Source organism: Mitsuaria sp. MSU3D, assembly GCF_056867975.1.
The window spans coordinates 6103936-6115601 of record NZ_CP200314.1 but is presented as its reverse complement, the minus strand read 5'-3'; the positions used below and the strand labels follow the sequence as shown (position 1 = coordinate 6115601).

At 69.4% G+C, this 11666-nt stretch carries 11 protein-coding genes; 1 reads left to right on the top strand and 10 read right to left on the bottom strand.

From position 1 onward, the window contains the following. Positions 1-7: 7 nt before the first annotated feature. Genes AC1VNM_RS26925 through AC1VNM_RS26915 form a run of 3 tightly spaced genes read right to left on the bottom strand, consistent with a single transcriptional unit; the run spans position 8 to position 2806 of the window. Positions 8-1111, bottom strand: coding sequence for a DegT/DnrJ/EryC1/StrS family aminotransferase (locus AC1VNM_RS26925; RefSeq protein WP_483108941.1), 1104 nt, complete (start codon positions 1109-1111; stop codon positions 8-10). After that, positions 1108-1740, bottom strand: a complete 633-nt coding sequence (locus AC1VNM_RS26920) for an acyltransferase (RefSeq protein ID WP_483108940.1) — start codon at positions 1738-1740, stop codon at positions 1108-1110. The genes AC1VNM_RS26925 and AC1VNM_RS26920 overlap by 4 nt, the downstream gene beginning before the upstream one ends. A gap of 1 nt (position 1741) precedes the next feature. After that, complete coding sequence (locus tag AC1VNM_RS26915) at positions 1742-2806, bottom strand: Gfo/Idh/MocA family protein (protein ID WP_377157463.1); 1065 nt, start codon at positions 2804-2806, stop codon at positions 1742-1744. Between the two features lie 53 nt (positions 2807-2859). Between AC1VNM_RS26915 and lysS the strand changes: the two genes are divergently transcribed. Next, entirely contained in the window at positions 2860-4401 is a 1542-nt protein-coding gene (gene lysS / locus AC1VNM_RS26910; RefSeq protein ID WP_377157465.1) for a lysine--tRNA ligase, read from the top strand. A 219-nt stretch (positions 4402-4620) separates the two neighbouring features. Here lysS and AC1VNM_RS26905 read toward each other — a convergent pair whose 3' ends face one another. From AC1VNM_RS26905 to AC1VNM_RS26875, 7 genes are all read right to left on the bottom strand, one after another. Then, positions 4621-4905 carry a DUF4148 domain-containing protein gene (locus tag AC1VNM_RS26905; protein WP_377157467.1) on the bottom strand — a complete coding sequence of 95 codons (285 nt, stop codon included), beginning with the start codon at positions 4903-4905 and terminating at the stop codon, positions 4621-4623. A gap of 246 nt (positions 4906-5151) precedes the next feature. Further along, complete coding sequence (locus AC1VNM_RS26900) at positions 5152-5940, bottom strand: enoyl-CoA hydratase (RefSeq protein ID WP_483109337.1); 789 nt, start codon at positions 5938-5940, stop codon at positions 5152-5154. Between the two features lie 112 nt (positions 5941-6052). Then, positions 6053-7291, bottom strand: a complete 1239-nt coding sequence (locus tag AC1VNM_RS26895; protein WP_483108939.1) for a DUF3108 domain-containing protein — start codon at positions 7289-7291, stop codon at positions 6053-6055. Further along, positions 7276-9042: a M61 family metallopeptidase gene (locus AC1VNM_RS26890; RefSeq protein ID WP_483108938.1), complete on the bottom strand. Its 1767-nt coding sequence runs from the start codon at positions 9040-9042 to the stop codon at positions 7276-7278. Before AC1VNM_RS26890 ends, AC1VNM_RS26895 begins: the two co-directional genes overlap by 16 nt. A 112-nt stretch (positions 9043-9154) precedes the next feature. After that, entirely contained in the window at positions 9155-9625 is a 471-nt protein-coding gene (locus tag AC1VNM_RS26885) for a DUF3429 domain-containing protein (RefSeq protein WP_431101815.1), read from the bottom strand. 35 nt (positions 9626-9660) lie between these two features. Then, on the bottom strand, positions 9661-10434 hold the full coding sequence (locus tag AC1VNM_RS26880; RefSeq protein WP_377157473.1) for a DsbC family protein: 774 nt from the start codon (positions 10432-10434) through the stop codon (positions 9661-9663). Positions 10435-10475: 41 nt separating this feature from the next. After that, complete coding sequence (locus AC1VNM_RS26875) at positions 10476-11585, bottom strand: FAD-dependent monooxygenase (protein WP_377157475.1); 1110 nt, start codon at positions 11583-11585, stop codon at positions 10476-10478. Positions 11586-11666 lie beyond the last annotated feature (81 nt).

Below are 11666 nucleotides of genomic sequence, written 5' to 3'. Positions count from 1 at the left end.
CGGGGGGTCAGGTCAGCGCGACCCGCAACGCGGCGACGACCTGGTCCTGCTGCGCCTCGCTCAGGTCGGCGCTCATCGGCAGGCTCATCACGCGCCGCGCGGCGGACTCGGCGTTGGGCAGCGGCGTCGCGACGCGGCAGCGCTGCTCGTAGGCGGGCTGGCGGTGCAGCGGCTTCGGGTAATGGACCGCCGTCGGGACGCCGGCCTGCTTCAAGGCCTCCGCGATCTCGTCGCGGCGGTCCACCTGCACGGTGAACTGGGCCCACACGCAATCGCGGTCCTCGCGCACCGCCAGTCGTTGCACCGGCAGTTCGGCGATCAGGCGCTGGTAGCGATCGCCGATCGCCAGGCGCTGGGCGATCTCCCAGTCGAAGCGCTCCAGCTTGCCCAGCACCACCGCGCATTGCAGCGTGTCCATGCGGCCGCCGACGCCCACCCGCGTATGCGTGTAGCGCTGGCTCTGGCCGTGGACGCGGATCTCGCGCGCGGCCTGCGCCAGCGCGTCGTCGTCGGTGAACAGCGCGCCGCCGTCGCCATAGCAGCCCAGCGGCTTGCTCGGGAAGAAGCTGGTCGCGCCCCAGGTCGACAGGCCGCAGCTCCTCTTCCCCTTGTAGGAAGCGCCGAAGCTCTGCGCGGCGTCCTCGATCACGGGGATGTTCCCGTGTTTCGCCGCGACCTGGTTGATCGCGTCCATGTCGCAGACCTGGCCGTACAGGCTGACCGGCATGATCGCCTTCGTGCGCGGCGTGATGGCCGCTTCGATCAGCGTCGCGTCGAGGTTGCAGCTGTCGGGCTCGATGTCGACCAGCACCGGCACGCCGCCCAGCAGAACGATGGTCTCGACCGTCGCGGCGAAGGTGAAAGGCGTCGTGATGACTTCGTCGCCGGGCTGCAGGTCCAACGCCATCAGCGCGATCAGCAGCGCCTCGGTGCCGCTGGCCACGGTGATGCAGTGCTTCGTGCCGACGTAGGTTGCCAGCGCGGTCTCCAGTTCCTTGACCTCGGGACCCATGATGTACTGGCCGTGGTCCAGCACGCGCTGGATGCGGGCGTCTATCGTCGTCTTCAGCGCGGCGTACTGCGCCTTGAGATCGATGAAGGGAAGGCTCATGGCTGGGAATCCTGGGGCGACGCGGTGGTGGGGGTCGAAGCCGCGTTCGAAGCGGTGATCAACGACAGCGTTTGGCCGTCGAGTTCGTAGAGGTCGCCGCTGGCGGGGCAGGCAGCGCGGCCATGGCCGTCAAGGGGCAGGGCCAGCTTCTCGCCGTGGCGGCTCATCCAGCCGATCTGACGGGCCGGCACGCCGACCATGAGCGCATACGGCTTCACATCGCCCTTGACGACGGCGCCGGCGCCGACGAACGCGTATTCGCCGATCGTCGCGCCGCAGACGACGGTGCAGTTCGCCCCGAGCGTCGCGCCGCGCTTCACCAGCGTGCGGCGGTACTCGCTCTTGCGCGGCACTGCGGAGCGCGGGTTGTAGACGTTGGTGAAGACCATGGACGGGCCGCAGAAGACGTCGTCCTCCAGCGTCACCGCGTCATAGACCGACACGTTGTTCTGGATCTTCACGTTGCGGCCGATCGTCACGTCGTTGCCGACGTAGACGCCCTGCCCCAGCGAGCAGCCTTCGCCGACGCGCGCGCCGGCGCACACGTGGCTGAAGTGCCAGACCTTGGTGCCGTCGCCGAGCTGCGCGCCGTCGTCGACGACGGCCGAGGCGTGTTGCCAGAAGCTCATCTCAGAACACCAGCGGCAGGCCGACGCGCTGGCCGTCGCGCGCGCTGCGATAGCAGGCGATCAGCAGCTCCAGCGAGCGCAGGCCCTCGTAGCCGTCGACCTGTGCCTGCGCCTCGCCGCGCAGCGTCTGGATGACGTTGTCGTAGTACGCGGCGTGGCCGAAGCCGTAGACGCTGGTCGTCTCGTAGCTGGCGTTCTTCACCAGCTCGTCGTCGGGGTGCGGCGTGTCGAAGGTCCAGTGCTCGATCTTGTTCACGGCCGTGCCGCCGATCTTGACCGTGCCCTTCTCGCCGAGGATGGTGATCGAGCCTTCCAGGTTCTGCGGGTAGGTCAGCATCGTCACGTTGATGCTGGCCAGGCCGCCGTGGCGCAGGCGCAGGGCCAGCACGCCGGTGTCCTCGGCCTCGATGTCGCGGGCCAGCGTGGCGGTGTAGGCGTGCACGTTGTCCACCGGGCCCACCAGCCAGTCCAGCAGGTCCACGTAATGGCTGGCCTGGTTCATGAAGGCGCCGCCGTCCATGTCCCAACGGCCGCGCCAGCGGGCGGCGTCGTAGTAGCTCTGCGGGCGGGTCCAGAACACGTTGACCGTGCTCATGAAGATGCGACCGAAGCGGCCTTCGTCCAGCGCCTTCTTGACCAGCTGCACGGTCGCGTTCAGGCGGTTCTGCTTGACGACGAACAGCTTCACGCCCGCGTCGCGGCAGGCGCGGACCATGGCCTGACCTTCCTCGAACTTCGTCGCCATCGGCTTCTCGCTGAGCACATGGCGACCGGCCTGAGCGCAGGCGATGGCCTGCTGCGCATGCAGGCCGCTGGGCGTGGACAGCACGATCAGGTCGGCGTCGGAGCCTGCGAGCAGCGCGTCCAGCGACGCGAAGCCGCGGTCCGCGGGCAGGCCGGTCTGGGCCAGCGCGGCCTGGACGGCCTCGGGGCGGATATCGCAGACGGCGACCAGCTCCGCGCGGCCCTGGTGCCGGGTCAGCGCGTCGACGTGATTCTTGGAAATACGGCCGCAACCGACCAGGGCGACGCGGACCGGGCGGTCCAGGATGGGGGACTGAGACATGGGGCGCGATTTTAAGAGCCTAAAATCGCCCCCTGCCTTTTTTGCAGCCCACGATGAGCCAGCCCCAAGACCCCCAGACCGGCAACGACACGCCGGCGCCCGCCCAAGACGAGAACAAGCTGATCGCCGAACGCCGCGAGAAACTCGCCGCCGTCCGCGAAAAGGCCAAGGCCAAGGGGGTCGCGGCCTTCCCCAACGACTTCAAACCGCAGCACCGCGCGCAGCCGCTGCAGACGCAGTACGGCGAGCTCCCCAACGAGGAGCTCGAGCCGCAGGCCGTTGCGGTGACGGTGGCCGGCCGGATGATGCTCAAGCGCATCATGGGCAAGGCCAGCTTCGCCACGCTGCAGGACGCCACCGGCGCGATCCAGCTGTTCCTGTCCAAGGACGCGCTGGGCGAGGAGGTCTACAACGACTTCAAGCACTTCGACCTGGGCGACATCCTGGGCGCCGAGGGCACGCTCTTCCGCACCCGCACCGGCGAGCTGTCGGTCAAGGTCACGACGCTGCGCCTGCTGACCAAGTCGCTGCGCCCGCTGCCGGACAAGTTCCACGGCATGGCCGACCAGGAGCAGAAGTACCGCCAGCGCTACGCCGACCTGATCTCCGACGGCAAGGCGCGCGACCGCTTCGTGGCGCGCTCCAAGGCCGTGTCCTCGATCCGCTCGTACATGGTGGAGAACGGCTTCCTGGAAGTCGAGACGCCGATGCTGCACCCGATCCCGGGCGGCGCGAACGCCAAGCCCTTCATCACGCACCACAACGCGCTGGACCAGGAGATGTACCTGCGCATCGCGCCGGAGCTCTACCTGAAGCGCCTGGTGGTGGGCGGTTTCGAGCGCGTCTTCGAGATCAACCGCAACTTCCGCAACGAGGGGATCAGCGTCCGGCACAACCCCGAGTTCACGATGATGGAGTTCTACGCGGCCTTCTGGACCCACCAGGAGGTCATGAGCTTCACCGAGGAAGTGATCCGCCACGCCGCGCGCGCCGCCACGGGCAGCGCCCAGGTCACCTACGCCGGCAAGCCGGTCGACCTGGAGAAGCCGTTCACGCGCCTCTCCGTGCGTCAGTCGCTGATCGTGCACGCGGGCGTGACCGAAGCCGAGGCTGATGACGCCGACGTGCTGCGCGCCAAGCTCAAGGAACTCGGCGAAGAAGCGCCGAAGCACTGGGGCCTGTCGGCGCTGCAGTTCGGCCTGTTCGAGGCGGCGGTCGAGGAGAAGCTCTGGGAGCCGACCTTCATCGTCGACTACCCGGTCGAGGTGTCGCCGCTGGCGCGTGCGTCGGATGCCGACCCGACCATCACCGAGCGTTTCGAGCTCTTCATCACCGGCCGCGAGTACGCCAACGGCTTCTCCGAGTTGAACGATGCCGAGGACCAGGCCGCGCGTTTCCAGTCGCAGGTCGCCAACAAGGATGCGGGCGACGAGGAGGCGATGTTCTTCGACGCCGACTTCATCCGCGCCCTCGAGTACGGCATGCCTCCGACGGGCGGCTGCGGCATCGGCATTGACCGTCTGATGATGCTGATCACCGACAGCCCCTCGATCCGTGACGTGATCCTGTTCCCCGCGCTGCGTCGCGAGGGTTGATCGAAACGCGCACCACCTGACCCCATTCAACGTGCAGTCAACGACTGCGAGTGGGGCCGGAATGCTGCTGGGGGTTCCCGGAGGGATGCCCCCTGCTGCGTGGAGTGCCCGCGCTTGGCCTCACGAATGAAAAAAGGACACCCGAGGGTGTCCTTTTTCCTTTGCTGGCCCCCCAGGCCGGCCGGTGCGTCCGGCAGTGTCGAGGGGGAAGCGTCGGTCTTACTTGGCCGAGTTGCCTTCAGTCGTCGCGCCCTTCTTGGCGGCGGTCTTGACCGCGGCCTTCTTGGCGGCGATCTGGGCCGACGTCGGGGCGTTGATGCCGTTCTCGAGCGAGCCGACGCCGGCTTGCTCAGCGCTCAGCGAGGCGATTTCGCCGGAGTCGCGAGCGGCTTGCAGCTCGGCGATGACTTCGGCGCGGGTCTTCTGGGCCGGTTCGGCGGCGAAGGTGGCGCCGGCGGTCAGGAAGGCGGCGGCAATCAGGGTGGTCTTGATCAGGGTGTTCATGGCGGGCTCCTAGCGGTTCGTTGCACCGGACTCCGCACTCCGCGTTGTCCATGGGTTGAACTCTAGGCGCCGCCGCCTAGGGGAAACACTAGGCAAACTGGAAAGATCCGTTCACGGATTGTCAACAATCACCCAAGCGCACACTCAGCGTACAGCGGTTGGGGTCAAGGATTGTTTCAAAAAGAGCCTGCCTAGGCAGGGACCGTGGCCGTCCCAGGCCCTCCCCTGGAACGGTCACGCCCAGCGTCACTGATGCTTGAACGCCGGGGCCCGCTTCGCCAGGAAGGCTTCCATGCCTTCGCGCTGGTCGTCGGTGCCGAACAGCGCATGGAAGTAGCGGCGCTCGATCGCGACGCCGTCGGTCAGCGGGCCCTGGTAGGCCAGGTTGACCAGTTCCTTGATCAGCATCGTCGACGGGCCGCTGAAGCCGTTGATCGTCTCCGCCGCCGCCAGCGCCTCGGCCATCAGTTGCTCCGCGGGCACCACGCGCGACACCAGCCCGGCGCGTTCTGCCTCCGCGGCGTCCATCATGCGGGCCGTCAGCAGCATGTCCATCGCCTTGCTCTTGCTGACCGCGCGCGGCAGGCGCTGCGTGCCGCCCGCGCCGGGGATGATGCCCAGCTTGATCTCCGGCTGGCCGAAGCGCGCCGTCTCCGCCGCGATGATGAAGTCGCACATCATCGCCAGCTCGCAGCCGCCGCCCAGGGCAAAACCTGCCACCGCGCCGATCACCGGCTTGCGCACCTGCAGGATGGTCTCCCAGTTCTTCGAGATCAGCCCGCTCTTGAACGCCGACATGAAGGTGTGCGGCGCCATCGTCGGGATGTCCGCGCCCGCTGCGAAGGCACGCTCGCTGCCGGTCAGCACGATGCAGCCGATGCCGTCGTCCGCGTCGAAGGCCAGCAGCGCGCGGCCCAGTTCGTCCATCAACGGGTCGCTCAGCGCGTTCAGCTGCTTCGGGCGGTTCAGCCGGATCACGCCGGTCTTGCGGTCGCCGCTGCCGGCGACCTCCACCAGGAGGTTCTCGAACGTCACGTCGGACAGGGCTGCGATCATGGGATGTCTCCTTGAACTGGAATGGCGGCAACTATAGGGGCGCATGCGGACGCTGACGTCCGCGCGCCCTGACGCCCTGACGCTCGGAGGCTCAGGGGCTGGCGGCGGAGGCCGACGGCGCGGGTTGAGCGGGCGCCAGCGCCTGCTTCGGCGCCGCCTTCAGCACCAGGTCGATGTGCGTGCGCGGATCCTTCGGCCGGTTCTGCCAGATCCGCACCCGCACCGGCAGGTACTGCAGCGACGGCGCCAGCCAGAACTCCGCCTGCATGTCGCCGCGGGTGTCTTCCATGTCCATGTCCGAGTCCACGTGCCACGCCGGGATCTGGCCCAGCGGTGTCGCGACGTCCTCCATCCCGCGCACCTTGTAGCGCCACAGGTGCACGTTGCGCGGCAGCGCCAGCGGCTGCTGGATCAGCAGATCGCCCTGCGCGGACTGGCGGCCGGTCAGGAAGAGCCAGGTGAACTGGACGAACTGGCTGGCCGCATCCTGGGTGCCGTCGGGCACCGGTTCGCGGCGGCCGTTGGCCAGACGCACGCCGCCCAGGTCGAAGAGCAGCGTCGACTGGCGGTTCCCGCCCGCGAGGCCGCCGGTCACTTCATCGAAACGCCGCGGCGCCAAGCCCAGCGGCGTGATCTCCCCGTCGCTGCTCATCCGGCGCGACATCAGTGGTGCGATCTTCGGGCCGATCCAGGCCTCGAGGTGAACCTGGTAATGCGAGCCCTCGCGCAGCCATTGCACCCGGGCATCGCCGTGGATGGCCCCGCGGAAATCGCCGCTCAGCTTGTAGTCGAGCTCGGTGGACAACGGCCATTCGATGCCCGGCATCCACTCGCCGACCGCGTCGGAGACCGCCAGCGCCGGCGGCATCGCCAAGGCCTGCAGCTCAGGCGGCGGCTCGCTCGCGGCGGGATCGGGCGGGAGCGGTGCCGGACCGTCGCCGAGCGCCGGCATCGATTCGATGTGACGCTGCGGCGTGCCCTGCGGTCCGTCCTTCGGCGTGGTCGCCGGCGGCGGCGGCGGGGCCGGCGCCAGTTCCCGGATGAAGGCCGCCTGCAGCCGCTCCGGCTCCGGCGTCTCGGGCGCCCACTGGTCGTGGAGCTCGCGGGCGCCGCTCAGCAGCCAGAGGTGGGCGCCGATCACCGCGGCCGTGAGTCCGGCCAGCACGACGTGATGCCTGCGGATGCCGAGCATCGCAGCGCGCCAGCGGCGCGGGTCGACGAGCGGCGCCATGCCGGTCGCCGCGGCGGACAACGCTCGACCGACGGCCCGACCGGCATCCTGGATCTGCCGGATCTCGAGGGCGAGCCGCCGTCTCAGCCACCCAGCCATGCGCGCCGCAGGCTTTGCGCACGCGCGGGCGCCTTCTCGAGCAGGCCCAGGCAGACCGGCCGCGCGGCGCTGTCCTGCATCGGCAGCGCCAGGGCCAGCGTCAGCATCCGCTGGTCGCGCGTCACCAGCAGTTCCAGCCGTTGCGGGTCGATGTGGTTCAGCGTCAGCGGCAGGTCCTCGAGCTTGCGCACGCGCCAGCCGTTGCAGGCGACGATCTCGTCACCCGCGCTCAGCCCGGCGGCCAGGCCGGCGCTGTCGAGCAGCACGTTCTTGACCGTCACGATGCCGTCGTTCTCCGACACCCGCAGCCCCAGGCGCTGCGCCAGCGTCGGCTTGTCCAGGCACCAGCGCACGCCGACGCGCTCCAGCAGCTGCGGCAGCGGCAGGTCCTCGGTGCCATGCACCCAGGTCGACAGCGTCTGCGCGATCGCCTCGCCGCCGAGGTCGACCAGCTTCTGCAGGATCTTCGCCTCGCTGACCGGACCGCCGCCGGTGTCCTTCCACAGGCCGCGCATCAGGTCGTCCACCGACTGCGGCTTCTCGCACTTCTCGGCGCCGCGCAGCGACAGGTCCAGCGCCAGCGCCACCAGCGAGCCCTTGGCGTAGTAGCTGACCACCGCGTTGGGCGTGTTCTCGTCCTGGCGGTAGTACTTGGTCCAGGCCTCGAGGCTGGAACGGGCCACGCTCTGGTGCTTGCGCCCCGGTGCGCCCAGCACCTGCGTGAGGGTGTTGGCGATCAGCTTCAGGTAGCGGGCCTCGTCGATCAGGCCGGCGCGGACCAGGAACAGGTCGTCGTAGTACGAGGTGAAGCCCTCGAAGAACCACAGCAGCTCGGTGTAGTTCTCCTGCTCGTAGTCGTAGCGCTCGAACACGTCCGGACGCAGCCGCTTCACGTTCCAGGTGTGGAAGTACTCGTGGCTGATCAGGCCGAGCAGCTTCACGTAGCCGTCGCTGGTCTCGGACTGCCCCAGGCGCGGCAGGTCGCGCCTCGCGGCGATCAGCGCGGTGCTGGCGCGGTGCTCCAGGCCGCCGTAGCCGTCGTCGGTGCAGTTCAGCAGGAACACGTAGCGCGACATCGGCGGCTTGCTCTTGCCGCAGTGCCAGAAGGCGATCTGCGTCTCGCAGATCTTCTGCGCGTCGCGCAGCAGCCGCTCGCCGTCGAAGATCGGCAGCGCGCCGGACACGACGAACTCGTGCGGCACGCCGCCCGCGACGAATTCGCCGCGCCAGAACGGGCCGAGCTCGAAGGGATGGTCGGCCAGTTCGTCGTAGTCGGCGGCCTCGAACTGCAGCGGCGCGTCCTCGACCGGCGCCATCGCGGTGGCGACCTCCCAGCCCTCGGGCAGGCCGACGAGCTCGACACGATGCGGCAGGTCGTCCTTGCCGTGCGCGCGCAGGCAGAGGCTGGTCGCGTTGAAGAAGCCGCGCTGCGCGTCCAGGAAGGCGGCGCGCACGGAGGTGTCGAAGGCGTAGACCGGGTAGCTGATGACCAGCGCGCCGCGGCCGGCGCACTCGAACTCCCAGCGGTTCTTCGCCGTCTGGGTGACGAGGACCTCGCGCTGGCCCTGGCGCGCCGTCACGGCGCCGAGGTGGCGGGAGAACTCCCGCACCAGATAGCTGCCCGGGATCCAGACCGGCAGGCTCAAGGCCTGGCACGGTTCGGGCGCCGGCACGGTCAGCGTGACCTCGAAGCGATGCGCATGCGGGTCGGCGACGGCGATGCGGTAATGGATCGTGGGGCGAGCGGTCATGAGGAACAGCCTACCAAGCCTGGCCCATGCGTGGTGCGCGATTGGGCGGTTCTCGTTCAGCGGACCCGGCGAGGGTTCGCCCGGATCGACGCCTGTGCGGGTTCGAAGGGGCTCAGGTCCCCTGGGCGGCGATGAAGCAGCTGAGCGCCGCCACGGCGCTCAGCCGGAAGCGCAGCGTCAGCCACGGCGAGGCGCCCAGCGACGGGTACAGCTTGCGGTCGGCAACGTAGCAGGCGATCAGCAGGAAGCCTTCGATCACCAGGCCGGCGTACGGGGGCATCGTCGAGGCGATCCAGGCCAGCAGCGCCGGCACGACGCCCCAGATGAAGGGCGCGGGCGAGGGGACGGTCTGGCGCATGCCCAGGCCCCAATGGATCGCCCCGAGGAAGGTGATGACGATGGCCGCGTAGCGCGACAGGCCGTCGGTGACGTAGGGGTGCGCGTCCTCCCGCACCAGCCAGACCAGCGCCGCGCCGAGCACGAACGGGATCAGGCCGGCGTAACCCAGTCGCGCGGCGATCGGGTTGACGGAGGCCGAGGCGGCGTGCACCGGGGCGGCATGGTGGGGCGTGCGGTCGCTCATGGGGCTCAATCGGGATCAGGCGAAATCAAACGGGATCAGGACTTCTTCTGCGTCTTGTCCGCTTCCTGGATCGCCTGGAAGCGTTGCTCGAGCTGCTGCGGGCTGATCGCGCCCGGGGCGCGGGTGCCGTTCTCGAACAGGATGGCCGGCGTGCCGTTGACGCGGATCTTCTGGCTGAGGGCCAGGTTGCGCTGGATGGCCGAGCTGTCGCATTTCGGGTCCGCCGGGCCGGCCATCGCGCCGTCGATCATCCAGTTGCGCCAGGCGGTGGTGTTGTCCTTGGCGCACCACATGGTGCGCGACTTCTCCGGCGAATCACCGCCGAGGATGGGGATGACGAAGGTGTAGACGGTGATGTTGTCGACTTCCTGCAGCGACTTCTCGAAGCGCTTGCAGTAGCCGCAGTTCGGATCGGCGAAGACGGCGATGCGGCGCTTGCCGTCGCCCTTCTTCCAGACGATCGCGTCCTTGAGCGGCAGCGCGGCGAAGTCGATCGCGGTGATCTTGTCGACGCGCTCCTGGGTGAGGTTCTTGCGGTTCTTCAGGTCGAGGATCTCGCCCTCGACGAGGTACTGGCCGGCGGCGTCGGTGTAGCGGATCTCGCTGCCGATGCGGACCTCCCACAGGCCGGCGATGGGGCTGGGGCGGACCTCGTCGATCTTGATCTCCTTGGGCATCACCGCGGCGAGGTTCTTGCGGATGGTGTCCTCGTTGGCCTGGGCCGTGCAGCCGTACAGGCCGAGCGCGGCCAGCGAGGCGACCAGGGCCAGGGTCTTGCGGGAGAAGGTCTTGGACAGCGTGGAGATCATGGGGACTTTCGAGAACTTGCAGGTTGAACGGACAGGACCGTTCAGTGGCCGAGCGCGCGGGCCGTGAGCCATTTCTTGAGCGGGCCGGCGCGATCGACCAGGCGCAGGCCTTCATTGCGGAGCCGGGCGAGCACGGGCGCCTGGCTGGCGAAGCCGCGCAGCAGGCCGTCGGTCAATTCACCCATCGCCCAGGTCGGGGCGATGCGGGCGCGGGCGTAGCGGCGCAGCAGCTTCTCGTCGCCGAGGCTGCGCCAGGATTCGCGGCGGACGATGACGTCGACCAGCGCCTCTACATCGGCCAGGCCGAGGTTCAGGCCCTGCCCCGCCAGCGGGTGGACAAGGTGGGCGGCGTCGCCGAGCAGCACCCAGCCCGGGCCGCACAGCGCGTCGGCGCGGCACAGCTGCAGCGGCCAGGCCTGGCGCTCGCCGGCCAGCTTCAGCGTGCCGGCGGCACCGCCGGTGGCTTCCAGCAGGGCGGATTCGAATTCGGCCGGGCCGGCGGCCATCAGACGGCGGGCCTCGTCCTTGGGCAGCGACCAGACCAAGCCGTAGCTGTGGCCGGGCTCGGGGCGGTCGAAAGGCAGCAGCGCCAGGACATCCGGCGATCTGAACCATTGCCAGGCCTGGCCCTGGTGCGGCTTGCTGGCGATCAGCCGGGTCGCGACGCCCATGTGGCCGTAGTCGTGGCGCTCGTAGTGCACGCCGAATTCCTGGGCGGCGCCGGTGTCTCGGCCCTCGCACAGGGCCTGCAGCGTGGCGGGAACCGGTTCGGTCACGCGCTGCACGTGCGGGGCGAAGCGCAGCGCGGCGTCCAGCTGGTCCTCCAGCGCGGCGGCGTCGACGATGTGGGCGAGCTCGCCCGCGCCCTGCTGCCAGGCGCTGAAGTGCAGCTCCGCGCCGGCGCGGTCGCCGTGGATGCGCATGTCGTGCACGGGGGTGCGGGCGTCCTCGGCGAGGCCCTCCCACACGCGCAGCCGGGTGAGCAGCGCGACGGAGGCGGCGTTGAGCGCATAGGCGCGCACGTCCGCGGAGGACGAGGGGGCGGTCGGCCGGGCCAGCAGGGCCACGCGCAGGCCGCGGGCGCCGAGCGCCAGCGCCAGGCTGCGACCGACGCAGCCGTTGCCGCGCACCAGGACGTCGAACTTTTCCATGGACGGCGATTGTAGGCAGGGGCGATGGGGCGGTCCCGGGCGGGCTTCCAGACGGCGCGGACGGGCCGACGGGCGACCGCC

Bases quoted from the DNA above. Each gene is read 5' to 3' on its own strand.
- AC1VNM_RS26925 (WP_483108941.1), bottom strand. From the start codon at position 1,111: ATGAGCCTTCCCTTCATCGATCTCAAGGCGCAGTACGCCGCGCTGAAG.
- AC1VNM_RS26920 (WP_483108940.1), bottom strand. From the start codon at position 1,740: ATGAGCTTCTGGCAACACGCCTCGGCCGTCGTCGACGACGGCGCGCAG.
- AC1VNM_RS26915 (WP_377157463.1), bottom strand. From the start codon at position 2,806: ATGTCTCAGTCCCCCATCCTGGACCGCCCGGTCCGCGTCGCCCTGGTC.
- lysS (WP_377157465.1), top strand. From the start codon at position 2,860: ATGAGCCAGCCCCAAGACCCCCAGACCGGCAACGACACGCCGGCGCCC.
- AC1VNM_RS26905 (WP_377157467.1), bottom strand. From the start codon at position 4,905: ATGAACACCCTGATCAAGACCACCCTGATTGCCGCCGCCTTCCTGACC.
- AC1VNM_RS26895 (WP_483108939.1), bottom strand. From the start codon at position 7,291: ATGGCTGGGTGGCTGAGACGGCGGCTCGCCCTCGAGATCCGGCAGATC.
- AC1VNM_RS26890 (WP_483108938.1), bottom strand. From the start codon at position 9,042: ATGACCGCTCGCCCCACGATCCATTACCGCATCGCCGTCGCCGACCCG.
- AC1VNM_RS26885 (WP_431101815.1), bottom strand. From the start codon at position 9,625: ATGAGCGACCGCACGCCCCACCATGCCGCCCCGGTGCACGCCGCCTCG.
- AC1VNM_RS26880 (WP_377157473.1), bottom strand. From the start codon at position 10,434: ATGATCTCCACGCTGTCCAAGACCTTCTCCCGCAAGACCCTGGCCCTG.
- AC1VNM_RS26875 (WP_377157475.1), bottom strand. From the start codon at position 11,585: ATGGAAAAGTTCGACGTCCTGGTGCGCGGCAACGGCTGCGTCGGTCGC.